We start from the raw sequence: 22,970 nt of genomic DNA, 5'->3' as shown, positions 1-22,970 counted from the left end.
GAGGCTCATCCACCGCGGCGTTTGTAGAGGTAGCGGTACACGAAGCCCGGGAAGGCCAGCGTGAGGAACAGGCTTGCCGTGGTGGCGTAGAACTCCCAGCCCTGCGGGTAGATCTGGCCCACGCGCTGCTCCAGGGCCAGGCCCAGGGCCCCGACGGCGAAGTACAGCAGCACGAGTTCGAGCAGGCGCAGCCACAGCGTCTTGGGCTTCGCGCGCGGCAGCACTGCGAGCCAGCGGTTGTTGACGAAGGGCAGGTTCGCGGCCACCAGGGCGGCCGCCAGCACCAGCCAGATCAGAGCGGTTTGGTTCATGGCGACGGTGTGAGCGGTCCGGCGCGGGAGGGTTCCCCGCGCCGCGGCCTCAGGCGAACAGGGCCGCCACCGCCTGCGCGCACACGGCCATGAGGCCGCCCGGCACGATGCCCAGAATCAGCACCAGCGCGCCGTTCACCGACAGCACCGAGCGCACGTCCAGGCTGGCCTCGATGGGCGCGCTTTGCGTGGGCGCGTCGAAGTACATCACCTTGACCAGGCGCAGGTAGTAGAAGGCGCCGATCAGCGACATCACCACCGCGAACACGGCCAGGCCGACGTGGAAGGTGCTGGGCGAGGCCAGCAGCGCCTGCAGCACCGAGAGCTTGGCGTAGAAGCCCACCAGCGGCGGCACGCCCGCCAGCGAGAACATGCAGGCCGCCATGACGCCTGCGTACAGGGGGCTGCGCTGGTTCAGGCCGGCCAGGTCCTGGATGGTGTCGGACTCGAAGCCCGCGCGCGAGAGCAGGATGATCACGCCGAAGGTGCCCAGCGTGGTGAGCACGTAGGTCACCACGTAGAACATGGACGAGCTGTAGGCGTTGGCCATGTTGCTGCCGTCGCCGCCGGACACGCCGGCCATCAGGCCCAGCATGAGGAAGCCCATTTGCGCGATGGTGGAGAAGGCCAGCATGCGCTTGAGGTTGGTCTGCGCGATGGCGGCCAGGTTGCCCACCAGCAACGAGAGCACGGCCAGCACGGCCAGCATCTGCTGCCAGTCCACGGCCAGCGGCTGCAGGCCTTCGACGAGCAGGCGGATCACGATGGCGAAGGCGGCCAGCTTGGGCGCGCCGCCGATGAGCAGCGTGATGGACGTGGGAGCGCCGTGGTACACGTCGGGCACCCACATGTGGAACGGCGCCACGCCCAGCTTGAAGGCCAGGCCCGCGACCACGAACACCAGGCCCAGCACCAGCACCTGGACAGAGCCCTTGAGCGTGGCCTCGCCGCCGGCGATGGACGCCATCACCTGGCCGATGTCGAGCGAGCCCGTGGCGCCATAGACCATGGACAGGCCGTAGAGCAGGAAGCCGCTGGCCAGCGCGCCCAGCACGAAGTACTTCATGGCGGCTTCGGTCGCGGCGGTGTCGTCGCGGCGCAGCGCCACCAGCGCGTAGCTGGAGAGCGTGAGCAGTTCCAGGCCCAGGTAGATCACCAGGAAGTTGTGGCCCGAGATCATGACGAACATGCCCAGCAGCGCGAACAGGCTCAGGCTGAACAGCTCGCCGCCACGCAGCATGTCGCGCGCGCCGGCGTAGGCGCGGCCGTAGACCAAGGTGGCCATCAGGGCGATGGTGGCGAAGCACTTGAGCCAGTTGCCCATGGGGTCGCTGACGATCATGCCGCCGAAGCCCTCGATGGTGCTGCCCGAGGCGCCGGCCATGCCGAGGAACACCGCGACGACGGCCAGGGTGAGCAGGGTCAGCGCGTAGGTGCTGCCGCGCAGCGGCGTCTTGACCGCGAGGTCGGCCAGCGCGATGACGCAGGTCATCACCGCCAACAGAATTTCCGGGTAGGCCGCGACCCAGCTGAGTTTGTCGATCATGGGGCTGTTCTCGCTCGGTCTATTCTTGTCAGTTCAGCTTGGAGTTCGCCACGTGGCGCAGCAGCTCGGCCACGGCCGGGTCCATCACGTCGGTGAAAGGCTTGGGGTACACGCCCATGGCGAGCACGGCGATGGCCAGCAAGGCCATCACCAGGAATTCGCGCGCATTGATGTCGCTCAGGCCGCGCACCTCGTCGTTGCCCGGCTCGCCCAGGTAGACGCGCTTGAACATCCACAGCGAGTAGGCGGCGCCGAAGATCAGGGCGGTGGCGGCCAGCAGGCCGATCCAGAAGTTGGCCTTGACGGCGGCGATGATCACCATCCATTCGCCCACGAAACCGGCCGTGCCGGGCAGGCCAGCGTTGGCCATGGTGAACAGCAGCGCGAAGGCGGCGAAGCGCGGCATGGTGTTGACCACGCCGCCGTAGTCGGCGATCTCGCGCGAGTGCACCCGGTCGTACAGCACGCCGATGGCCAGGAACATGGCCGCCGACACGAAGCCGTGCGACACCATCTGCACCAGGCCACCGCTCATGCCCAGGTCACTGAAGATGAAGAAGCCCAGCGTGACGAAGCCCATGTGCGCCACGGACGAATAGGCCACCAGCTTCTTCATGTCCTGCTGGACCATGGCCACCAGGCCGACGTAGATCACCGCGATCAGCGACAGCGCGATCATCAGCCAGGCCCATTCGTGCGAGGCGTCGGGCAGGATGGGCAGCGAGAAGCGCAGGAAGCCGTAGGCGCCCAGCTTGAGCATGATGGCCGCCAGCACGGCGGAGCCACCGGTGGGCGCCTCCACGTGCACGTCGGGCAGCCAGGTGTGCACCGGCCACATGGGCACCTTCACTGCGAAGGCCGCGAAGAAGGCGAAGAACAGCAGGGTCTGCGCGGTGCCGCCGATGGGCAGGCGGTACCAGTCGCTGAGCGCGAAGCTGCCACCCGACTGCACGTACAGGTAGATCAGCGCGATCAGCATGAGCAGCGAGCCCAGCAGCGTGTAGAGGAAGAACTTGAAGGCCGCGTAGATCTTGTTGGGGCCGCCCCAGATGCCGATGATGAGGTACATCGGGATCAGCGTGGCCTCGAAGAACACGTAGAACAGCATCGCGTCCTGCGCGCTGAACACGCCGATCATGAAGCCCGAGAGGATCAGGAAGGCGCCCATGTACTGGTTCACGCGCTCGGTGATCACCTCCCAGCCCGCGATCACCACGATGACGGTGGTGAAGGCCGTTAGCAGCACCAGCCACAGCGAGATGCCGTCCACGCCCAGGTGGTAGTGGACGTTGAAGCCCTCGATCCAGACGGCCTTCTCGACGAACTGCAGGGCCGCGCTGCCGACCTCGAAGCCGGTGTACAGCGGCACGGTGACGGCCAGGCCCGCGAGCGCGCCCAGGAGCGCAACCCAGCGGACCACGCCCGCGTGCTGATCGCGCCCCAGCGCGAGCAGCACGACGCCCACGAGGATCGGCGTCCAGATGGCAAGGCTCAGCAAACCCATGGTCTTTTCTTTCTTCGTTGTCTTATTTCGCGAGCCAGACGAAGTACGTCATGAACAGCATCACCCCCACGAGCATCACCAGCGCGTAGTGGTAGAGGTAGCCGGTCTGCGCGCGGCGCACCACGGCGGCGATGGCGCCGACGATCTTCCAGCTGGCGTTCACCACGCCGCCTTCGATGACGCCACGGTCCCCGCCCTTCCACAGGCCCACGCCCAGGCCGCGCGCGGCGCGGGCCAGCACGTTCTCGTTGAACCAGTCCATGTAGTACTTGTTCTCGAGGATGACCACGATGGGCCGCAGCGCGCGCGCGATGGCCGCAGGCACGGCCGGGTTGACCAGGTAGCAGTACCAGGCGCTCACGGCACCGGCCAGCGCCAGGTACAGCGGCGCCGTGCTGAAGGCGTGCGTGGCCATGGCCCAGGCGCCGTGGAACTCTTCGGCGAAGGTCTTCAGCGCGGGGTGCGCGTCGGCGTTGACGGTGATGGCATCGCGGAAGAAGTCGCCGATGACCATGGGCTCGATCGTGAAGTAGCCGATCACCACGGACGGAATGGCCAGCAGCACCAGAGGCAGGGTCACCACCCAGGGCGACTCGTGCGGCTTGCCGTCGCCGTGGCCATGCCCGTGATCGCCGTGGTGATCGTCATGGTGCGCGTCGGGGTTCTGGTCGTAGCGCTCCTGGCCGTGGAAGACCAGGAAGTACAGGCGGAACGAATAGAACGAGGTCACGAACACGCCCGCCAGCACCGCGAAGTGGGCGAACCCGGCGGCCGGCAGGTTGCTGAAGTGCACCGCCTCGATGATCGAGTCCTTGGAGTAGAAGCCCGACAACAGCGGCGTGCCGATCAGCGCCAGCGTGCCGATCAGCGAGGTGAGCCAGGTGATGGGCATGTACTTGCGCACGCCGCCCATCCAACGGATGTCCTGGTTGTGGTGCAGGCCCATGATGACCGAGCCAGCCGCGAGGAACAGCAGGGCCTTGAAGAAGGCGTGCGTCATCAGGTGGAAGACCGCGACCGAGTAGGCCGAGGCGCCGAGCGCCACCGTCATGTAGCCCAGCTGCGACAGCGTGGAGTAGGCCACCACGCGCTTGATGTCGTTCTGGATGATGCCCAGGAAGCCCATGAACAGCGCGGTGATGGCGCCGATGACCATGACGAAGTTGAGCGCCGTGTCGGACAGCTCGTAGAGCGGGCTCATGCGCGCGACCATGAAGATGCCGGCCGTCACCATGGTGGCGGCGTGGATCAGCGCGGAGATCGGCGTGGGGCCTTCCATGGAGTCGGGCAGCCACACGTGCAGCGGGAACTGCGCGCTCTTGCCCATGGCGCCGATGAACAGGCAGATGCAGATGACGGTGATCAGCATCCAGTCGGTGCCTGGGAAGCCCAAGGCACCGAGTTCACCCGCCTTGGCGAAGATCTCGCTGTAGTTCATGGTGCCGGCGTAGGCCACGATCAGGCCGATGCCGAGGATGAAGCCGAAGTCGCCCACCCGGTTGACCAGGAAGGCCTTCATGTTGGCGAAGATCGCCGAGGGCTTGTTGAACCAGAAGCCGATCAGCAGGTAGGACACGAGACCCACCGCCTCCCAGCCGAAGAACAGCTGCAGCAGGTTGTTGCTCATGACCAGCATGAGCATGGAGAAGGTGAACAGCGAGATGTAAGCGAAGAAGCGGTTGTAGCCGTCGTCGTCTGCCATGTAGCCGATGGTGTAGAGGTGCACCATGAGCGAGACGAAGGTGACCACCACCATCATCATCGCGGTCAGGCCGTCGACCAGGAAGCCGATCTCCATCTTGAGCCCGCCGATGACCATCCATTCGTAGATGGTCTGGTTGAAGCGGGCGCCGTCGATCACGTCGGCCAGCGTCATGACCGACAGGATGAAGGCGACCAGCACACCCAGGATGGTGGCGCCGTGCGAGGCGCGCCGGCCGATGACGTTGCCACCGAAGGCAGTGCCCAGGATGCCGGCCACCAGCGAGCCCACCAGGGGCGCCAGCGGCACGGCGAGCAGCGTGGAGGCGGATAGCGTGTTGCTCATGTTCCGGTCAGCCCTTGAGCGTGTTGAGTTCTTCGACGCTGATCGACGACTTGTTGCGGAACAGCAGCACGAGGATGGCGAGGCCGATGGCCGACTCGGCGGCCGCCACGGTGAGGATGAAGAACACGAACACCTGGCCGTGCAGGTCGCCCAGGTAGTGCGAGAAGGCCACGAAGTTCATGTTGACCGCGAGCAGCATGAGCTCGATGGCCATGAGCAGCACGATCAGGTTCTTGCGGTTGAGGAAGATGCCGACGACGGAGATCGCGAACAGGATCGCGCCGACCGACAGGAAATGACCCAGCGTGAGGCCGCTCATTTGAAATCCTCCGCGCAGTGCGCTACGGTGCGAGCCCCTTCGGGCGGCCGGGCGTGGCTCATGCCTTGCCCTCCTCGGTGTTGGGGGTGGCGGCCACGGGCGCCGGCTTGGCCGCCGCCATGGGCACGACCACCAGGCGGTCGCGGGCGCGCACGTGGACCTGGTCACCCGGGTTGATGGCCTTGCTGTCCTTGCGCTTGCGCAGCGTCAGCGCGATGGCCGCGACCATGGCCACGAGCAGGATGAAGCCCGCGACCTGGATGGGATAGAGGTAGGCCGAATACAGCAGCTTGCCGAGTTCGCCCGTGTTCGACACGTTGGCGGGCACGGTAGCGGCGGTGGTGGCGATGGAGGGGAAGCCCACCCACAGCACGGCGATCAGCTCGCCAGCCACCACGGCGCCGAGGATGGCCGCCAGCGGGAAGTGGTGCCAGAAGCCGCGGCGCAGCGACTCGATGTTGATGTCCAGCATCATCACCACGAACAGGAACAGCACCATGACAGCGCCGAGGTAGACCAGCACCAGCGTGATGCCCAGGAACTCGGCCTTGAGCAGCAGCCACAGCGCGGCCGCCTGCGAGAAGGAGAGCATCAGGTACAGCACCGCGTGCACGGCGTTGCGCGAGGTGACCACGCGAAAGGCCGCGAACAGCAGCACCGCCGCGAAGAGGTAGAAGAAACCGGTGGTGAAGTCCATGGGATCTCTGGATGGGCTCGGTCGCGCCGCGCTCAGCGGTACTTGGCGTCGGCGGCCTTGGCCGCGGCGATCTGGGGTTCGTAGCGGTCACCCACCGCGAGCAGCATTTCCTTGGTGAAGTACAGGTCGCCGCGCTTTTCGCCGTGGTATTCGAAGATGTGCGTCTCGACGATCGAGTCGACCGGGCAGCTCTCTTCGCAGAAGCCGCAGAAGATGCACTTGGTGAGGTCGATGTCGTAGCGCGTGGTGCGGCGCGTGCCGTCGGCGCGCACATCGCTTTCGATGGTGATGGCGACGGCGGGGCACACGGCCTCGCAGAGCTTGCAGGCGATGCAGCGCTCCTCGCCGTTCTCGTAGCGGCGCAGCGCGTGCAGGCCGCGGAAGCGCGGCGACAGTGGTGTCTTCTCCTCGGGGAACTGCACCGTGACCTTGCGGCGGAAGGCGTAACGGCCGGTCAGGGCCATGCCCTTGGCCAGTTCGACGAGCATGAAGCTCTTGAAGAAGTCGCGGAAACTGAAGGGCGCGACGGCGGTGGTGGTACTCATGCTTGTGCCCTCCTCACTGCCAGATGTTCCAGCGCGTCTGCATGAGCGCACCCACGAGCAGCAGCCACACCAGCGTGACGGGGATGAAGATCTTCCAGCCCAGACGCATGATCTGGTCGTAGCGGAAGCGGGGGAAGGTGGCGCGGATCCAGATGAACATGGACACCACCACGAAGGTCTTGAGGCCCAGCCAGATCCAGCCCGGCACCCAGTTGAAGATGGCGCTGTCGATGGGGGGCAGCCAGCCGCCCAGGAACATCAGCACAGCCAGGATGGACACCAGCCACATGCTGGCGTATTCGGCGAGGAAGAAGATCGCGAAACCCATGCCCGAGTACTCGACCATGTGGCCGGCCACGATCTCGGCCTCGCCCTCGACCACGTCGAAGGGGTGGCGGTTGGTTTCGGCCACGCCCGAGATCACGTAAACCACGAAGATGGGCAGCAGCGGCAGCCAGTTCCAGGACAGGAAGTTCAGGCCCATGCCGGCGCCCATGCCGCGGGCCTGCGAATTCACGATCTCGGCCAGGTTCAGGCTGCCGGCGGTCATCACCACCACCAGGAAGCAGAAGCCGATGGCGATCTCGTAGCTCACCATCTGGGCCGACGCGCGCAGCGCGCCCAGGAAGGCGTACTTCGAGTTCGAGGCCCAGCCCGCGATGATCACGCCGTAGACCTCGATGGAGGTGATGGCCAGGATGACCAGCAGGCCGGCGTTGACGTTGGCCAGCACGGCCTCGGGGCCGAAGGGGATGGCCACCCAGGCGGCCAGGGCCGGCATGATGGCCATGACCGGGCCAAGGCGGAACAGGCCGTTGCTGGCCGCGCTCGGGCGGATCAACTCCTTCGTGAGCAGCTTGAGCGCGTCGGCGATGGGCTGCAGCAGGCCGAAGGGGCCCACGCGGTTGGGGCCGTGGCGCACCTGCATCCAGCCCAGCAGCTTGCGCTCCCAGAGCGTGAGGTAGGCCACCGCGCCCATCAGCGGCGCCAGCACCGCGACGATCTTGATGAGGGCCCAGAGCACGGGCCAGGCCGCCGCGGTCCACCACGCGGCGTTGATGAGGCCCAGGCCGCCGTTGTACATCGCGTCGATCACGCTGCCACCCCTTCTTCTGCGCGCGCGCGGCGGGCATCGGCCGTGAGCTGCAGCGACGGAGCGCGGCGCACCAGGGCGTCGAGTTGGTAGATGCTGGCCACGCAGGGCGGGGCCGCCGCAGGCGTGGTGTCGATGGTCGTGCCAGGGGCCTGGTTGTTCAGGCGCTCGGCCGCCACCAAGGCGCCCGACTCGACACCCGGCAGCGCGCGCGCGAGTACGGCCTGCGAGGAATCGGCGTCGAAGCCCGGCAGCTCGAGCAGGTTGCCCAGCACGCGCAGCACCTTCCAGGCCGGGCGGGTGTCGCCCAGGGGGCGCACCACGGCGTGGAAGCTCTGCAGGCGGCCTTCGGCGTTGACGAAGCTGCCGGAGGTTTCGGTGAACGGTGCGATCGGCAGCAGCACGTCGCTCACGTCCAGGTTGGTCTTGAAGGGGCTCAGGGTCACGACCATGTCGGTGTTCGCCAGGCCCTGGAGCCCGGGGGCCGTGTCCTCGGCTTCCACGTTGAGCAGCAGCGCGGCCTTGAGCGCCCCGCCGAGCATGCGGCCGGCGTGCAGGCCGCCCTGCCCCGGCACGGCGCCCACGAGCTGCGCGCCCACGGTGTTGGCCGCCTCGGTGAGGTAGCCCACGCTGGCGCCGGTGTGCTGGGCGATGAACTGGGCCAGGGCCAGCAGGCTGGTGGCCTGAGCGTGGTGCGCGGCGGCGTTGCCGAGCAGCACCGCCTTGTGCTCGCCGCCCAGCAGCGAGGCCGCGATGGCGCGCTGAGCGTCGGTCGCCTCGACCGGCACCGGAGCGGACACGCCCTTCTCGGCGGCCACCGCGGCGGCCACGCCGGCCAGGGCCGATACCCAGGCCGCGCTGTCGCTGAGCAGCGTGTGCTTGACGTTCATGGCCCACTGGGGCGCGGCCTCGACCAGCGCGCTCAGTTGCGCGCCGCGGCGCACGGCCTGGCGGATGCGCTGCGCAAACAGCGGGTGGTCTTTGCGCAGGTTCGAGCCCACGACCAACACACGCTGCAGCGTGGAGAGTTCGGCGATGGGCCGGCCCAGCCAGCGCGCCTGGCCCTGGGGCGCCACGGCGCCGGGGTCGGCCGCGCGCAGGCGGCTGTCGATGTTCTCGCTGCCCAGGCCGCGCACCAGGGCGCCGGCCAGGGCCAGCTCTTCCACGGTGGCGTGCGGGCTGGCCAGCAGGCCGATGGCGCCGGCGCCGTGCGCGGCCTTGACCTGCCGCAGCCCATTGGCGACGTACTCCAGCGCGGTCTGCCAGTCCACGGTCTTCCACTCACCGCCCTGCTTGAGCATGGGCTGGGTGAGGCGGTCCGCGCCATTGAGCGCTTCGTAGGAGAAGCGGTCGCGGTCGGCGATCCAGCACTCGTTGACCGCTTCGTTCTCGAGCGGCACCACGCGCATCACCTGGTGGTTCTTGACCTGCACCACGAGGTTGGCGCCGGTGGAGTCGTGCGGGCTCACGCTCTTGCGGCGCGAGAGTTCCCAGGTGCGCGCGCTGTAGCGGAAGGGCTTGCTGGTGAGCGCGCCCACGGGGCAGATGTCGATCATGTTGCCCGAGAGCTCGGAGTCGACCGACTGGCCCACAAAGGTCTCGATCTCGGCGTGCTCGCCGCGGTGGCTCATGCCGAGCTCCATGACGCCCGCGATCTCCTGGCCGAAGCGCACGCAGCGCGTGCAGTGGATGCAGCGGCTCATCTCCTCCATGGAGATCAGCGGCCCCACGTTCTTGTGGAAGACCACGCGCTTTTCTTCCTGGTAGCGCGAGCCGGAGCCGCCGTAGCCCACGGCCAGGTCCTGCAGCTGGCATTCGCCGCCCTGGTCGCAGATGGGGCAGTCGAGCGGGTGGTTGATGAGCAGGAACTCCATCACCGACTTCTGGGCCTTGACGGCCTTGTCGCTCTGGGTGCGCACGATCATGCCCTGCGTGACGGGCGTGGCGCAGGCCGGCATGGCCTTGGGCGCTTTCTCCACGTCGACCAGGCACATGCGGCAGTTGGCCGCAATGGACAGCTTCTTGTGGTAGCAGAAGTGGGGGATGTAGGTGCCCGCCTTCTCGGCCGCATGCATGACCATGCTGCCCGGAGGCACTTCGACCTTCTTGCCGTCGAGTTCGATTTCAACCATGGGGATGTCCGTGTTCCTCGTGCTCTCAGGCCGTGGCCGCCTTGTTGCCCGTTTCGGCCTGCGCGGCGTTGATCTTGGCCTCGAACTCGTGGCGGAAGTGCTTGATCATGGCGCGCACCGGCATGGCCGCCGCGTCGCCGAGCGCGCAGATGGTGCGGCCCATGATGTTCTCGGCCACGTTGTCGAGCAGGGCCATGTCCTCGGGCCGGCCCAGGCCGCGGTCAATGCGGTCGACCATGCGCCAGAGCCAGCCGGTGCCTTCGCGGCAGGGCGTGCACTGGCCGCAGCTCTCGTGCATGTAGAAGTACGACAGGCGCTTGAGCGACTCGACCATGTCGCGCGAGTCGTCCATCACGATGACGGCGCCCGAGCCCAGCATGGAGCCGGCCTTGGCGATGGAGTCGTAGTCCATCGTGCACTCCATCATGATGTGCGCCGGCAGCACCGGGGCCGAGGAGCCGCCGGGGATCACGGCCTTGAGCGTGCGGCCCTTGCGCACGCCGCCGGCGAGTTCGAGCAGCTTGCTGAAGGGCGTGCCCAGCGGGATCTCGAAGTTGCCGGGCATCTCGACGTCGCCGCTGACCGAGAAGATCTTGGTGCCGCCGTTGTTGGGTTTGCCGATTTCCAGATAGGCCTGGCCACCGTTGCGGATGATCCAGGGCACCGCGGCGAAGGTCTCGGTGTTGTTGATGGTGGTGGGCTTGCCGTAGAGGCCGAAGCTGGCCGGGAACGGCGGCTTGAAGCGCGGCTGGCCCTTCTTGCCTTCCAGCGATTCGAGCAGCGCGGTTTCCTCGCCGCAGATGTAGGCGCCGAAGCCGTGGTGGCCGTGCAGCTGGAAGCTGAAGTCCGAGCCGAGGATGTTGTCGCCCAGCAGGCCGGCCGCCCTCGCCTCTTCCAGCGCGGCCTCGAAGCGCTCGTACACCTCGAAGATCTCGCCGTGGATGTAGTTGTAGCCCACGCTGATGCCCATGGCGTACGCCGCGATCGCCATGCCTTCGATGACGATGTGCGGGTTGTACATGAGGATGTCGCGGTCCTTGCAGGTGCCCGGCTCGCCTTCGTCGGAGTTACAGACCAGGTACTTCTGCCCCGGGAACTGGCGCGGCATGAAGCTCCACTTGAGGCCGCTGGGGAAACCGGCGCCCCCGCGGCCGCGCAGGGCCGATTCCTTGACGGTGGCGATCACCTGGTCGGGCGTGAGGCCTTCGCCGCCGTCCTTGCCCAGGATCTTGCGCAGGGCCTGGTAGCCGCCGCGCGCCTCGTAGTCCTTGAGGGACCAGTTCTTGCCGTCCAGGTCCGCGTAGATCTGCGGGCTGATGTGGCGGCCATGGAAGCAGGTCTGCACGCCGGTGGCGGCGAACTGACCGATGATCTGTTGGGCGTTCATCAGGGCTGGCCCTCCGCGGCGCGCAGGCCATCGACGAGCTGGTCGAGCTTGTCGTGGCTCATGAAGCTGCACATGTGGCGGTCGTTCACCAGCATCACGGGTGCGTCGGCGCAGGCGCCCAGGCACTCGCTCTGCTGCAGCGTGAACAGGCCGTCGGGCGTGGTCTCGCCCATTTCGATGCCCAGCTTCTTCTCGAGGTGGTGCAGCGCCTTCTGGCCATCGCGCAGCTGGCACGGCAGGTTGGTGCAGACGTTGAGCTTGAACTTGCCCACCGGCCGCTGGTTGTACATGTTGTAGAAGGTCGTGACCTCGTGCACCGCGATCGGCTCGACGCCGATGTAAGCGGCCAACGCGGCCTCTGCCTCGGTGCTGACCCAGCCCTGCTCCTGCTGGATGATGGACAGGCAGGCCATGACGGCCGAAATGCGCTGCTCGGCCGGGTACTTGGCGACCTCGCGGTCGAAGCGCGCGATGGTCGCGGCGGAGAATTGCACGGGGGTGCTCATCGGTCGATCTCCCCGAAAACGATGTCCATGGTGCCGATGATGGCGACCGCGTCGGCCAGCATGTGGCCACGCGCCATCTCGTCGAGCGTGGCGAGGTGCGCGAAACCGGGCGCGCGGATCTTCAGCCGGTAGGGTTTGTTGGCGCCGTCGCTCACGAGGTAGATGCCGAACTCGCCCTTGGGGTGCTCGACGGCGGCGTAGGCCTCGCCCTCGGGCACGTGGAAACCTTCGGTGAAGAGCTTGAAGTGGTGGATCAGCTCTTCCATGTTGGCCTTCATGGCCTCGCGCGCGGGCGGCGCCACCTTGTGGTTGTCGGTGATCACCGGGCCCGGGTTGGCGCGCAGCCAGGCCACGCACTGCTGGATGATGCGGTTGGACTGCTTCATCTCCTCCATGCGGACGAGGTAGCGGTCATAGGTGTCGCCGGTCTTGCCGACCGGGATGTCGAAGTCCAGGCGGTCGTACACCTCGTAGGGCTGCTTCTTGCGCAGGTCCCAGGCGATGCCAGAGCCGCGCAGCATGGGGCCGGTCATGCCCAGGTTGAGCGCGCGCTCGGGCGGCACCACGCCAATGCCCACGGTGCGCTGCTTCCAGATGCGGTTGTCGGTGAGCAGCGTGTGGTACTCGTCGAGGTAGACCGGGAAGCGCCGGGTGAAGTCGTCGATGAAGTCGAGCAGCGAGCCTTGGCGGTTCTTGTTCAGCTCGTCCACGCCGCGCTGGTTGCGCACCTTGCTCGCCTGGTACTGCGGCATGCTGTCGGGCAGGTCGCGGTAGACGCCGCCGGGACGGAAGTAGGCCGCGTGCATGCGCGCGCCCGACACCGCCTCGTACATGTCGAACAGGTCCTCGCGCTCGCGGAAGGCGTAGATGAGGATGGTGGAACTGCCGCAGTCGTTGCCGTGCGAGCCCAGCCACATCAGGTGATTGAGCAGGCGGGTGATCTCGCTGAACATCACGCGGATGTATTGCGCGCGGATCGGCACCTCGATGCCCAGCAGCTTCTCGATGGCCAGGCAGTAAGCGTGCTCGTTGCACATCATGGACACGTAGTCGAGACGGTCCATGTAGGGCAGCGACTGGATGAAGGTCTTGTGTTCGGCCAGCTTCTCGGTCGCACGGTGCAGCAGCCCGATGTGCGGGTCGGCGCGCTGCACGACCTCGCCGTCGAGCTCCAGCACCAGGCGCAGCACGCCGTGCGCGGCCGGGTGCTGCGGGCCGAAGTTCAGGGTGTAGTTCTTGATCTCTGCCATGTCGGTTCGTCCTGCGCCTTCAGTGCAGGCCGCCGTAGTTGTCCTCGCGGATCACGCGCGGCGTGATTTCGCGGGGTTCGATGGTCACCGGCTCATAGATGACGCGCTGGCGCTCGGCGTCGTAGCGCATCTCGACGTGGCCCGAGAGCGGGAAGTCCTTGCGGAACGGGTGGCCGATGAAGCCGTAGTCGGTGAGGATGCGGCGCAGGTCGTCGTGGCCATCGAAGACGATGCCGTAGAGGTCGAAGGCCTCGCGCTCGTACCAGTTGGCGCTGTTCCACAGGCCGTTGACCGAGGGCAGCACGGGGAAGTCATCGTCGGCGCAGAACGCGCGTACGCGCACGCGCTGGTTCAGGCTTACCGACAGCAGGTGAGAGACGGCCGCGAAGCGCGGACCTTCCCAGCGGCCGTCGCCGTAGGTGGAGTAGTCCATGCCGCAGAGGTCGATGAGCTGCTCGAAGCGGGCCTGGGGCGCGTCGCGCAAGGTCTGCATGACCTCGAGGTAGGCGGTGGCGTCGACCGTGACCGTGACCTCGCCGCGTTCCAGGTCGACCGCGCGCGCGCGGCCAGCGAGCAGTTCCTGGAGGCTGGCCTGCAGGGTCTCGGGCGCGACCAGGTGGTGGTTGGATGCGTCGCTCATGTCGTGGGGCTCGGTGGTGTTCTGTGACTCAGGCGCGGGCAATGGTCTGCGTGCGCCGGATCTTCTGCTGCAGCTGGATGATTCCGTACAGCAGCGCCTCGGCGGTGGGCGGGCAGCCGGGCACGTAGACGTCGACCGGCACGATGCGGTCGCAGCCGCGCACGACCGAGTAGCTGTAGTGGTAGTAGCCGCCGCCGTTGGCGCAGGAGCCCATGGACAGCACCCAGCGCGGCTCGGCCATCTGGTCGTAGACCTTGCGAAGCGCCGGCGCCATCTTGTTGCACAGCGTGCCGGCCACGATCATGAGGTCGGACTGGCGCGGGCTGGCGCGAAAGACCTCGGAGCCGAAGCGCCCGATGTCGTAGCGCGCGGCGGCCGCATGCATCATCTCCACCGCGCAGCAGGCCAGACCAAAGGTCATGGGCCACAGCGAACCGGTTTTGGCCCAGTTCACCACCGCGTCGTAGCTGGTGGTGACGAAGCCTTCCTTGAAGACACCTTCAATCATGTGCTGCTCCGAAGCGCCCGCGCAGCGGGGGTGAACTCACTCCCAGTCCAGGGCGCCCTTTTTCCATTCGTAGGCGAAACCCACCGTGAGGATGGCCAGGAACACCACGCCGGCGACGAAGCCCGTCATGCCGATGTCGGAGAAGGCCACGGCCCAGGGGATGAGGAACGCGATTTCGAGGTCGAACAAGATGAAGAGGATGGCCACCAGGTAGTAGCGCACATCGAACTTCATCCGCGCGTCTTCGAAGGCCTCGAAGCCGCATTCGTAAGGGGAGTTCTTCTCGGCGTCCGGCAGGTTCGGGCCGAGGATGAAGCCGAGGACCTGGGGAATGATCCCGACCGCGATGCCCACGACGATGAACAGAAGCACGGGCAGGTACTGGTCAAGGCTCATGGTGGGGCGGTTCCGTGGACAGGGCCTGCTGGCCCTGCCTTCAACGATCTGGTGCCGACGGCGAGACTCGAACTCGCACAGCTTTCGCCACTACCCCCTCAAGATAGCGTGTCTACCAATTTCACCACGTCGGCTTGGGTCTGCGTTGTCGTGCTCATGAGGGACACTGAGCACTGCGGACAACTCATAGAGTTTACCCTGAATCGCCTCCCCAATCTGGGGAGCGGCCCATCCTTTTTTCATGGGCGTCCCCGAGGCGTCAGGCCCCGCGGTCGGCGGGGTTTCGCATCACTGCGCGGGAATCTGGCCCGCGCCCGTGGGCGCGGGTGCGGTGGCGGGCGCCGGGGCATTGCCCGGGGCTGCAGGCGCGGTGGGCGCAGAGGCGCCACCCGGGATCTGCTGCACCGGGCTCGCGGGCGCGGCGGGCGCGTTTTCGAGCACGCTGCCCGAGCTTGCCGGCGCGGCGCGCAGGTTGCCGAAATAGGCCAGGCCGAGCGTGCAGGCCAGGAACACGCCCGCCAGCACGGCCGTGGTGCGCGACAGGAAGTTCGCGCCGCCCGAGGCGCCGAACAGGCTGGCCGAGCCCGCGCCGCCGCCGCCGAAGGCGGCGCCCGCGTCGGCGCCTTTGCCGTGCTGCATGAGGATCAGGCCGATCATGCCGAGCGCAGCGAGGATCTGCACCACGAGCAGGAGGGTCAACAGGACGTTCATCAGGTTCTCCGTAAGGGTCGATCGGCGCCTTCGCGGCGCCATCGGTTCGATGCTGTGTTCAGTGGGCGGCGGCAATGATCTGCAAAAAATCGGGTGCCTTGAGCGAGGCCCCGCCGATCAGCCCGCCATCGATGTCGGCCTGGGCCAGCAGGCTGGCGGCGTTGGCGGCGTTCATGCTGCCGCCGTAGAGGATGCGCACACGCTCCGCTTGGCCCGTCGCCGCGGCGAGCTGGGCGCGCAGCACGGCGTGCACCTGCTGGGCCTGCTCAGGCGTGGCCGTCTGGCCTGTGCCGATGGCCCACACGGGCTCGTAGGCCACCACGATTTCGCTGGTGCAGTGCGCCACGGCGTGGATCACAGCGGCCAGCTGGCGCTTGACCACGGCCTCGGTCTGCTCGGCCTCGCGCTCCACCAGGGTCTCGCCCACGCACACGATGGGCGTGAGGCCCGCGGCCAGCGCGCGCTGCGCCTTGGCGGCGACGGTGGCGTCGGTCTCGCCGTGGTACTGCCGGCGCTCGGAATGGCCCACGATGGCGTAGCGGCAGCCGAAGTCCTTGAGCATGGCGGCCGACACCTCGCCGGTGTAGGCGCCCTGCTCGTGCGCGGACAGGTCCTGCGCGCCCCAGCCGATCGGGCCGCCGGCCAGCAGGCCCTGCAGCTGCGCGAGATAGGGCGCGGGCGCGCAGACGGCCACGTCGGCCGAGGGCTGGCCGAGACCGGCCAGCAGCGCGCGCAGCAGCGCCTCGTTGGCGGCCAGGCCGCCGTTCATTTTCCAGTTGCCGGCGATGAGCTTTTTCTTCGTCATGACATCAGGCCCACTTCAGCACGAGTTTGCCGACGTGGCGGTTCGATTCCATGAGGGTGTGCGCCTCGGCCGCCTGAGCGGGGGCGAACACCTGGTGGATGACAGGCTTGATCGCGCCCGATTCGAGCAGCGGCCAGACGTGTTCCCTGAGCGAGCGCGCGATGGCGGCCTTGAAGGCCACCGGGCGCGGGCGCAGCGTGGAGCCCGTGACGGTGAGGCGGCGGCGCAGCACCAGGCCAGCGTTGAACTCGGCCTTGACGCCGCCCTGCACCGCGATGATGACCAGGCGGCCGTCCTCGGCCAGGCAATCGATCTCGCGCGCGACGTAGCCGCCCGCGACCATGTCGAGGATCACATCGACGCCGCGGCCGCCGGTGACGTCGGCCACCGCGGCGACGAAGTCCTGCGCGCGGTAGTTGATGGCGTGGTCGGCGCCGAGCGCCTTGCAGGCCGCGCACTTCTGATCGCTGCCGGAGGTGGCGATCACGGTCGCGCCGCGCGCCTTGGCCATCTGGATGGCGGTGACGCCGATGCCGCTGGTGCCGCCCTGCACCAGCAGGGTTTCACCGGACTGCAGACGGCCGCGGTCGAAGACGTTGCTCCAGACGGTGAAGAAGGTTTCGGGCAGCGAAGCGGCGGCGACCTCGTCCAGGCCACGCGGCACCGGCAGGCACTGGCCGACCGGCGCCACGCACCACTCGGCGTAGCCGCCGCCGGCCACCAGCGCACAGACCCGGTCGCCGAGCTGGAGGCCGGCCTCGGCCAGCGCCGCGGCGTCACCCGACTCGATGGTGCCGGCCACCTCCAGTCCGGGGATGTCGGACGCGCCGGGCGGCACCGGGTAGTTGCCGGTGCGCTGCAGCACGTCGGGGCGGTTCACGCCCGAGGCCGCGACGCGGATCAGCAACTCGCCGGCGCCCGCGACGGGGCGCGGGCGCTCGGCCAGGCGCAGCACCTCGGGCGCGCCAAAGCCGTTGATCTCGACCGCTTGCATGCTCGACATCGCGCGCGGGTTACTGCTGCTGTTGCTGTTGCTGCGCGGCCTCGTCGGCCGACGCCGCGGGGCGCTGGTCGCGGTGCTCACGCGGTTCGCGTGGCTCACGGTGCTCGCGCGGCTCGCGATCGCCACCGCCGCTGCGCTCCAGCAGCGCCTTCATCGACAGCTTGACGCGGCCCTTCTCGTCGGTCTCCAGCACCTTGACCTTGACGATCTGGCCTTCCTGCAGGTAGTCGCTGACCTTCTCCACGCGTTCGTGGGCGATCTGGCTGATGTGCAGCAGGCCGTCCTTGCCGGGCAGCAGGTTGACCAGGGCGCCGAAGTCCAGGATCTTGGTGACCGGGCCTTCGTAGACCTTGCCCACTTCCACCTCGGCCGTGATCTCGGCAATGCGGCGCTTGGCTTCCTCGGCGCGCGCGCCGTCGGTGGAGGCGATGGTGATGGTGCCGTCTTCGCCGATGTCGATCTGCGTGCCGGTCTCTTCGGTCAGTGCGCGGATGGTGGCGCCGCCCTTGCCGATCACGTCTCGGATCTTCTCGGGGTTGATCTTCATGGTGTAGAGGCGCGGCGCGAAATCGCTGATCTCGGTCTTGGCCTCGCCCATGGCGGCCTGCATCTTGCCCAGGATGTGCATGCGCGCCTCTTTGGCCTGGGCCAGCGCGACCTGCATGATTTCCTTGGTGATGCCCTGGATCTTGATGTCCATCTGCAGGGCGGTGATGCCGTTGGTTGTGCCGGCCACCTTGAAGTCCATGTCGCCGAGGTGGTCCTCGTCGCCCAGGATGTCGGTCAGCACGGCGAAGCGGTTGCCGTCCTTGATCAGGCCCATGGCGATGCCGGCCACGTGCGCCTTCATGGGCACGCCGGCGTCCATCAGCGCCAGGCAGCCGCCGCACACCGAGGCCATGGAAGACGAGCCGTTGGACTCGGTGATCTCGGACACCACGCGGATGGTGTAGGGGAAGTCTTCCTTGGTGGGCAGGCAGGCCACCAGGGCGCGCTTGGCCAGGCGGCCGTGGCCGATCTCGCGGCGCTTGGGGCTGCCCACGCGGCCGGTTTCGCCGGTGGCGAAGGGCGGCATGTTGTAGTGCAGCATGAAGCGGTCTTCGAACTCGCCAGCCAGCGCGTCGATCTTCTGGGCGTCGCGGTCGGTGCCCAGGGTGGCGACCACCAGGGCCTGCGTCTCGCCGCGCGTGAACAGCGCCGAGCCGTGGGTGCGCGGCAGCACACCATTGCGGATCTCGATGGGGCGCACGGTGCGGGTGTCGCGGCCGTCGATGCGGGGCTCGCCGGCCAGGATCTGGCCGCGCACGATGCCGGCCTCGATGTCGAACAGCAGGCCCTCGACCTTGACGCTGTCGAATTCGACGCCGGCGGCCTTCAGGCCGCTCATGACGGCGGCGTAGGCCTCGCGGCAGGCCTGGGTGCGGGCCTGCTTGTTGCGGATCTGGTAGGCCGCGCGCAGCTTGTCGCCGCCGAGTTCGTTCACCTGGGCGATCAACGCCTCGTCGCGCGCCGGGGCCTGCCACTGCCACTCGGGCTTGCCGGCCTCGCGCACCAGTTCGTTGATGGCGTCGATGGCGATGTTGGCCTGCTCATGGCCGAACACCACGCCGCCCAGCATGATTTCTTCGGACAGCTGCAGGGCCTCGGACTCGACCATCAGCACCGCGGCCTGCGTACCGGCGACCACCAGGTCCATCTGCGAGTTCTGGCGCTCGGTCTGGCCCGGGTTGAGCACGTAGGCGCCGTTGACATAGCCCACGCGCGCGGCGCCGATGGGGCCGTTGAACGGGATGCCCGAAACCGACAGCGCGGCCGAGGTCGCGATCATCGCGGCGATGTCGGCGTCCACCTCGGGGTTGAGCGACAGCGTGTGGATGACCACCTGCACTTCGTTGAAGAAGCCCTCGGGGAACAGCGGGCGGATCGGGCGGTCGATCAGGCGGCTGGTCAGCGTTTCCAGCTCGCTCGGGCGGCCTTCGCGCTTGAAGAAGCTGCCGGGGATCTTGCCGGCGGCGTAGGTCTTCTCGATGTAGTCGACGGTCAGGGGGAAGAAGTCCTGGCCGGCCTTGGCCTCGCTCTTGGCGACCACGGTGGCCAGCACGACGGTGCCGTCCATGTCGAGCAGCACGGCGCCGCTGGCCTGGCGGGCGATCTCGCCCGTTTCCATGGTGACCGTGTGTTGGCCCCACTGGAAGGTCTTGGTGACTTTGTTGAACATGCTCATGGCGTATCTCCGTTGGCGTCCCGTTCATCGGGACTGCGTGGCGTGCAATGCCTTGCACGAACCCGGAGAACGCACCCGCCAGACGATGCCATTCCAGAGGGACTGCGCTGGCCGCAGCCCCGTTGGAATGACACAGCTTCGCTCGGTGTGTGAACTCCGGAGGGATGGAGCGGGGGCGCCAAACGCAAAAAGCCCGAGCCAGCGAACCAACTCAGGCTTTTCGATCGGGCACACCCGGCTCGGTTTACTTGCGCAGGCCCAGTTTCTGGATCAGGGCCAGGTAACGGTCGGCGTCCTTGGACTTGAGGTAGTCCAGCAGCTTGCGGCGACGGCTCACCATGCGCAACAGGCCGCGGCGGCCATGGTGGTCCTTGGCGTGCGTCTTGAAGTGCGGGGTGAGTTCGTTGATGCGGGCCGTCAGGATGGCGACCTGGACCTCGGGGCTGCCGGTGTCGTTGGCGGAACGGGCGTTGTCGGCGATGACGCCGGCCTTGACTTGCTGATCGATCATGTGAAGCTTTCCTGTTGACTTGCGTCCCGCTGCAGCGCGGGCCACCCGAAGGGATGGCCTGCCGCGACGGGCGTGAAGCCGCTCCAGCTGGAACGGCAACCGCGCATTCTAGCCGAATCGGCGCGCTGGCGGCCTAGCGGCGGGGCCGGTTGTCCGCCAGCCAGCCGTGCAGGCGCCGCACGCCCTCCTCCAGCCGCGACACGTCCCGGCTGGCGAAACACCAGCGCAGCCAGCCGGCCGCCTCCGGGGCGAAGGCGCTGCCCGGCGCCAGGCCCAGGCCGGCCTCGCGCACCAGGCGCTTGGCCACGTCCAGGCAGTCGGCCTGTCCAGGCAGGCGGAAGAAAGCGTACATGCCGGCGCGCGGCGTGGCCAGCTCCACCCCGGGCAGGGCCTGCAGCAGGGGCACCAGCGTGTCGCGGCAGCGGCGCAGGTGGGCCACCAGGGCGGGCGTCACGGCGTCGCCGTGGGCGATGGCGGCCACCGCCCCGCGCTGCACGAACACCGGCGCGCAGGAGGTGTTGAACTCGATCAGCTTGCCCACCGCTTCGGTCAGCGCGGGCGGCAGCACCAGCCAGCCCAGGCGCCAGCCGGTCATCAGGAAGCTCTTGGAGAAGCTGTGGGCGACGATGAGGCGGTCGTCGGGATCGGCCACGTCCAGGAAGCTGGGCGCCGCGCCATTGGCGGTATCGGTCTCGAAATAGAGCCGCTCGTAAACCTCGTCGGCCACGATCCAGGTGCCGGTGGCGCGGCAGTGGGCCAGGATCTGGCGCTGCTGCTCGGCCGTGAGCGCGAAACCGGTGGGGTTGGCCGGGGCGTTGACGATGAGCACGCGCGTGGCCGGGGTGACGGCCTGTCGCAGGGCGTCGAGGTCCAGCGTCCAGGCGCCGCCGCGCGGCACCAGCGGCAGCGCCTTCACGCGCGCGCCCAGGATGAGCGGCTGGGCCACCAGGTTGGGCCAGGCCGGCGTGACCACCGCCACCTCGTCGCCCGCGTCGACCAGGGTCTGCGCCGCCAGCATGAGACCGTTGACGCCGCCCGAGGTGACGGCGATGCGCCCGAACCAGTGGGCCGCGCCGCGGCCGGGGTGCAGGCGCTCGGTGTAGCCGGCGATGGCCTCGCGCAGCTCGGGCAGGCCCAGGTTGTGCGCGTAGAAGGTTTCGCCGGCCTGCAGCGAGGCGATCGCGGCCTGCCGGATGGGCTCGGGCGTGACCTCGTCGCTCTCGCCGAACCAGAACTTGAGCACGCCCTCGCGGCCGATGCCTTCGTTCGCCACCTCCCGAATGCGCGAACCCTCCAGGCCCGCCACCACGTCACGCATCAAGACACTCCAAAAAGAAACCCGCCAGCGACAGCGCCGTCCAGGGGTGCCGCGGAACCGGCTTTGCCGGGCCGCAGGCACCGCCTCCTTAAGGGGTCGCGCGCGGCGCGGCGGGGGTACAGCTCAAGGACGGGTCATCGTACAGCTGTGCGGCATCTCGGCCTGCTGCGGGCTCAGGCTTCGGATCACGCGAAAACCGTAGCCCGATCCCTCGACGTCGAACTTCACACCAGGCGTGCCCTGGCGGTCCATCACGGCCACGGCCAGGCTCTGCTGGAACTGGTGGTCGGCGCCGCGCATGCGCGCGCGCTGGCCGGCCAGGGTGACGTCGGCCTTCTCCAGTTCGGCGGCGATGGCCCCCGCCTCCACCCGACCCGCGCGCTCGATGGCCTGCGCCAGCGCCTCGACCATGAGCTGCATGCGCATGTGCACGTAGTCGTCCTCGGGCTTGGGAAAGCGCTCGCGAAAGGCCTGGTAGAAGGCCTCGCTCTCGGGCGTGGGCACGTTGGGGAACCAGTCGGCCACGGCCACCACCTGGCCGATGCCGGCGTCGCCGAGCGCCGCCGGCGCGCCCAGGGCGTTGCCGTAGAAGGTGTAGAAGCGGCCCTCGAAGCCCACCTCGCGCGCGGCCTTCACCAGCAGCGTGAGGTCGTTGCCCCAGTTGCCCGTGAGCACGGCCTGCGCGCCGCTGGCTTTGATCTTGGTGGCGTAGGGCAGGAAGTCCTTGATGCGCGCCATGGGGTGCAGCTCGTCGCCGACGATCTTCACGTCCGGCCGCTGGGCGCCGAGCTGGCGGCGCGCCTCGCGCAGCACGCCCTGGCCAAAGCTGTAGTCCTGGCCGATGAGGTAGATGCGCTGCAGCGCCTTGTCCTCGCGCAGCACGCTCATGAGCGCGGCCAGGCGCATGTCGGCGTGGGCGTCGAAGCGGAAGTGCCAGTAGCTGCACTTCTCGTTGGTGAGCGCCGGGTCCACCGCCGAGTAGTTGAGGAAGAGCTGGCGGCGCGCCGGATAACGCTCGTTGTGCTTGTTGATGGCCTCGATCAGGGCGCTGGCCGCCGCCGACGAGTTGCCCTGGGTGACGATGGCGATGCCCCGGTCGTTGGCCAGGCGCAGGGAAGACAGGGCCTCTTCCGCCTGGTTCTTGCTGTCGAAGCGCTCGATGGCCAGCGGCCGCGCGCCGCCGGGCAGCCTGACGCCGCCGCGCGCGTTGACCCGCTCGGTGGCCCACAGCAGGTTGCGGAACACGGCCTCGCCGGTGTTGGCGAAGGGGCCCGAGAGGCCTTCGATCATGGCGATGCGGATGGGCTCGCCGCGCGCGGCGGGGGCCTGGGCCCAGCCGGACGGGATGGCGCTCAGGCCAAGGACGGCGGCGGCCAGGGTGGCCAGCCGGCGGCGGGAAATCAGGGTCATTCGGAACTCCGTGGTGTCAACGCCGGGCCCGCGAAGGGCCCGCTCTTGTCGCCTGCGCGACAGGACGGGTACTCTAATTCATAATTATTGGAACCCGCCGCCGCCGG

22 protein-coding genes and 1 tRNA gene are annotated in these 22,970 nt (G+C 68.0%); all 23 read right to left on the bottom strand.

Annotated elements, in window-relative coordinates:
• Nucleotides 1-5: 5 nt before the first annotated feature.
• Nucleotides 6-311, bottom strand: coding sequence for a DUF2818 family protein (locus tag BHU06_RS03090; protein WP_070397650.1), 306 nt, complete (start codon nt 309-311; stop codon nt 6-8).
• 49 nt (nt 312-360) lie between these two features.
• Entirely contained in the window at nt 361-1,857 is a 1,497-nt protein-coding gene (gene nuoN / locus BHU06_RS03085; RefSeq protein ID WP_070397649.1) for an NADH-quinone oxidoreductase subunit NuoN, read from the bottom strand.
• Between the two features lie 28 nt (nt 1,858-1,885).
• The gene (locus tag BHU06_RS03080) at nt 1,886-3,361 is read right to left on the bottom strand and encodes an NADH-quinone oxidoreductase subunit M (protein WP_070397648.1); all 1,476 of its coding nucleotides are present in this window, start codon (nt 3,359-3,361) and stop codon (nt 1,886-1,888) included.
• A 22-nt stretch (nt 3,362-3,383) separates the two neighbouring features.
• Nucleotides 3,384-5,408, bottom strand: a complete 2,025-nt coding sequence (gene nuoL, locus BHU06_RS03075; protein ID WP_070397647.1) for an NADH-quinone oxidoreductase subunit L — start codon at nt 5,406-5,408, stop codon at nt 3,384-3,386.
• Between the two features lie 7 nt (nt 5,409-5,415).
• Nucleotides 5,416-5,727: an NADH-quinone oxidoreductase subunit NuoK gene (gene nuoK, locus BHU06_RS03070; RefSeq protein ID WP_070397646.1), complete on the bottom strand. Its 312-nt coding sequence runs from the start codon at nt 5,725-5,727 to the stop codon at nt 5,416-5,418.
• A 58-nt stretch (nt 5,728-5,785) separates the two neighbouring features.
• Nucleotides 5,786-6,424 carry an NADH-quinone oxidoreductase subunit J gene (locus BHU06_RS03065; RefSeq protein ID WP_070397645.1) on the bottom strand — a complete coding sequence of 213 codons (639 nt, stop codon included), beginning with the start codon at nt 6,422-6,424 and terminating at the stop codon, nt 5,786-5,788.
• 32 nt (nt 6,425-6,456) lie between these two features.
• Nucleotides 6,457-6,969 carry an NADH-quinone oxidoreductase subunit NuoI gene (gene nuoI / locus BHU06_RS03060; protein WP_070397644.1) on the bottom strand — a complete coding sequence of 171 codons (513 nt, stop codon included), beginning with the start codon at nt 6,967-6,969 and terminating at the stop codon, nt 6,457-6,459.
• A gap of 13 nt (nt 6,970-6,982) precedes the next feature.
• A complete protein-coding gene (gene nuoH, locus BHU06_RS03055; RefSeq protein ID WP_070397643.1) occupies nt 6,983-8,065 on the bottom strand; it encodes an NADH-quinone oxidoreductase subunit NuoH in 1,083 nt (360 codons plus the stop codon).
• Nucleotides 8,062-10,194, bottom strand: coding sequence for an NADH-quinone oxidoreductase subunit NuoG (gene nuoG, locus BHU06_RS03050; RefSeq protein WP_070397642.1), 2,133 nt, complete (start codon nt 10,192-10,194; stop codon nt 8,062-8,064). The genes nuoH and nuoG overlap by 4 nt, the downstream gene beginning before the upstream one ends.
• Nucleotides 10,195-10,219: 25 nt before the next feature.
• Nucleotides 10,220-11,581, bottom strand: coding sequence for an NADH-quinone oxidoreductase subunit NuoF (nuoF, locus tag BHU06_RS03045; RefSeq protein WP_070397641.1), 1,362 nt, complete (start codon nt 11,579-11,581; stop codon nt 10,220-10,222).
• Nucleotides 11,581-12,087: an NADH-quinone oxidoreductase subunit NuoE gene (gene nuoE, locus BHU06_RS03040; protein ID WP_070397640.1), complete on the bottom strand. Its 507-nt coding sequence runs from the start codon at nt 12,085-12,087 to the stop codon at nt 11,581-11,583. The genes nuoF and nuoE overlap by 1 nt, the downstream gene beginning before the upstream one ends.
• Entirely contained in the window at nt 12,084-13,337 is a 1,254-nt protein-coding gene (locus BHU06_RS03035; protein ID WP_070397639.1) for an NADH-quinone oxidoreductase subunit D, read from the bottom strand. The genes nuoE and BHU06_RS03035 overlap by 4 nt, the downstream gene beginning before the upstream one ends.
• Nucleotides 13,338-13,356: 19 nt before the next feature.
• Entirely contained in the window at nt 13,357-13,977 is a 621-nt protein-coding gene (locus tag BHU06_RS03030; RefSeq protein ID WP_070397778.1) for an NADH-quinone oxidoreductase subunit C, read from the bottom strand.
• A 28-nt stretch (nt 13,978-14,005) separates the two neighbouring features.
• Entirely contained in the window at nt 14,006-14,485 is a 480-nt protein-coding gene (locus BHU06_RS03025; RefSeq protein WP_009520160.1) for an NADH-quinone oxidoreductase subunit B family protein, read from the bottom strand.
• A gap of 36 nt (nt 14,486-14,521) precedes the next feature.
• The gene (locus BHU06_RS03020; protein WP_070397638.1) at nt 14,522-14,881 is read right to left on the bottom strand and encodes an NADH-quinone oxidoreductase subunit A; all 360 of its coding nucleotides are present in this window, start codon (nt 14,879-14,881) and stop codon (nt 14,522-14,524) included.
• Nucleotides 14,882-14,930: 49 nt separating this feature from the next.
• Nucleotides 14,931-15,015 (bottom strand) — tRNA-Leu (locus tag BHU06_RS03015).
• A 154-nt stretch (nt 15,016-15,169) separates the two neighbouring features.
• Nucleotides 15,170-15,592: a preprotein translocase subunit SecG gene (secG, locus tag BHU06_RS03010; RefSeq protein WP_070397637.1), complete on the bottom strand. Its 423-nt coding sequence runs from the start codon at nt 15,590-15,592 to the stop codon at nt 15,170-15,172.
• 58 nt (nt 15,593-15,650) lie between these two features.
• The gene (gene tpiA, locus BHU06_RS03005) at nt 15,651-16,397 is read right to left on the bottom strand and encodes a triose-phosphate isomerase (RefSeq protein ID WP_070397636.1); all 747 of its coding nucleotides are present in this window, start codon (nt 16,395-16,397) and stop codon (nt 15,651-15,653) included.
• 4 nt (nt 16,398-16,401) lie between these two features.
• Nucleotides 16,402-17,391 (bottom strand): NAD(P)H-quinone oxidoreductase, encoded by a 990-nt coding sequence (locus tag BHU06_RS03000; protein WP_070397635.1) that lies wholly within the window; start codon nt 17,389-17,391, stop codon nt 16,402-16,404.
• Nucleotides 17,392-17,410: 19 nt separating this feature from the next.
• Nucleotides 17,411-19,624, bottom strand: a complete 2,214-nt coding sequence (gene pnp, locus BHU06_RS02995) for a polyribonucleotide nucleotidyltransferase (RefSeq protein ID WP_070397634.1) — start codon at nt 19,622-19,624, stop codon at nt 17,411-17,413.
• 244 nt (nt 19,625-19,868) lie between these two features.
• The gene (gene rpsO / locus BHU06_RS02990; RefSeq protein WP_070397633.1) at nt 19,869-20,135 is read right to left on the bottom strand and encodes a 30S ribosomal protein S15; all 267 of its coding nucleotides are present in this window, start codon (nt 20,133-20,135) and stop codon (nt 19,869-19,871) included.
• Between the two features lie 133 nt (nt 20,136-20,268).
• Nucleotides 20,269-21,453 carry a pyridoxal phosphate-dependent aminotransferase gene (locus tag BHU06_RS02985; protein WP_070397632.1) on the bottom strand — a complete coding sequence of 395 codons (1,185 nt, stop codon included), beginning with the start codon at nt 21,451-21,453 and terminating at the stop codon, nt 20,269-20,271.
• Nucleotides 21,454-21,576: 123 nt separating this feature from the next.
• Nucleotides 21,577-22,863 carry a branched-chain amino acid ABC transporter substrate-binding protein gene (locus BHU06_RS02980; protein WP_139146933.1) on the bottom strand — a complete coding sequence of 429 codons (1,287 nt, stop codon included), beginning with the start codon at nt 22,861-22,863 and terminating at the stop codon, nt 21,577-21,579.
• Nucleotides 22,864-22,970: the final 107 nt, after the last annotated feature.

Source organism: Hydrogenophaga sp. PML113 (assembly GCF_001777155.1).
Classification (GTDB): Bacteria; Pseudomonadota; Gammaproteobacteria; order Burkholderiales; family Burkholderiaceae_C; genus Hydrogenophaga; species Hydrogenophaga borbori.
This window is presented reverse-complemented; position numbering and strand designations above follow the sequence as displayed.

What these genes read in the sequence shown, in the direction of transcription:
- BHU06_RS03090 (WP_070397650.1), bottom strand. Translation starts at nt 311, where the DNA reads ATGAACCAAACCGCTCTGATCTGGCTGGTGCTGGCGGCCGCCCTGGTG.
- nuoN (WP_070397649.1), bottom strand. Translation starts at nt 1,857, where the DNA reads ATGATCGACAAACTCAGCTGGGTCGCGGCCTACCCGGAAATTCTGTTG.
- BHU06_RS03080 (WP_070397648.1), bottom strand. Translation starts at nt 3,361, where the DNA reads ATGGGTTTGCTGAGCCTTGCCATCTGGACGCCGATCCTCGTGGGCGTC.
- nuoL (WP_070397647.1), bottom strand. Translation starts at nt 5,408, where the DNA reads ATGAGCAACACGCTATCCGCCTCCACGCTGCTCGCCGTGCCGCTGGCG.
- nuoK (WP_070397646.1), bottom strand. Translation starts at nt 5,727, where the DNA reads ATGAGCGGCCTCACGCTGGGTCATTTCCTGTCGGTCGGCGCGATCCTG.
- BHU06_RS03065 (WP_070397645.1), bottom strand. Translation starts at nt 6,424, where the DNA reads ATGGACTTCACCACCGGTTTCTTCTACCTCTTCGCGGCGGTGCTGCTG.
- nuoI (WP_070397644.1), bottom strand. Translation starts at nt 6,969, where the DNA reads ATGAGTACCACCACCGCCGTCGCGCCCTTCAGTTTCCGCGACTTCTTC.
- nuoG (WP_070397642.1), bottom strand. Translation starts at nt 10,194, where the DNA reads ATGGTTGAAATCGAACTCGACGGCAAGAAGGTCGAAGTGCCTCCGGGC.
- nuoF (WP_070397641.1), bottom strand. Translation starts at nt 11,581, where the DNA reads ATGAACGCCCAACAGATCATCGGTCAGTTCGCCGCCACCGGCGTGCAG.
- nuoE (WP_070397640.1), bottom strand. Translation starts at nt 12,087, where the DNA reads ATGAGCACCCCCGTGCAATTCTCCGCCGCGACCATCGCGCGCTTCGAC.
- BHU06_RS03035 (WP_070397639.1), bottom strand. Translation starts at nt 13,337, where the DNA reads ATGGCAGAGATCAAGAACTACACCCTGAACTTCGGCCCGCAGCACCCG.
- BHU06_RS03030 (WP_070397778.1), bottom strand. Translation starts at nt 13,977, where the DNA reads ATGAGCGACGCATCCAACCACCACCTGGTCGCGCCCGAGACCCTGCAG.
- BHU06_RS03025 (WP_009520160.1), bottom strand. Translation starts at nt 14,485, where the DNA reads ATGATTGAAGGTGTCTTCAAGGAAGGCTTCGTCACCACCAGCTACGAC.
- BHU06_RS03020 (WP_070397638.1), bottom strand. Translation starts at nt 14,881, where the DNA reads ATGAGCCTTGACCAGTACCTGCCCGTGCTTCTGTTCATCGTCGTGGGC.
- secG (WP_070397637.1), bottom strand. Translation starts at nt 15,592, where the DNA reads ATGAACGTCCTGTTGACCCTCCTGCTCGTGGTGCAGATCCTCGCTGCG.
- tpiA (WP_070397636.1), bottom strand. Translation starts at nt 16,397, where the DNA reads ATGACGAAGAAAAAGCTCATCGCCGGCAACTGGAAAATGAACGGCGGC.
- BHU06_RS03000 (WP_070397635.1), bottom strand. Translation starts at nt 17,391, where the DNA reads ATGCAAGCGGTCGAGATCAACGGCTTTGGCGCGCCCGAGGTGCTGCGC.
- pnp (WP_070397634.1), bottom strand. Translation starts at nt 19,624, where the DNA reads ATGAGCATGTTCAACAAAGTCACCAAGACCTTCCAGTGGGGCCAACAC.
- rpsO (WP_070397633.1), bottom strand. Translation starts at nt 20,135, where the DNA reads ATGATCGATCAGCAAGTCAAGGCCGGCGTCATCGCCGACAACGCCCGT.
- BHU06_RS02985 (WP_070397632.1), bottom strand. Translation starts at nt 21,453, where the DNA reads ATGCGTGACGTGGTGGCGGGCCTGGAGGGTTCGCGCATTCGGGAGGTG.
- BHU06_RS02980 (WP_139146933.1), bottom strand. Translation starts at nt 22,863, where the DNA reads ATGACCCTGATTTCCCGCCGCCGGCTGGCCACCCTGGCCGCCGCCGTC.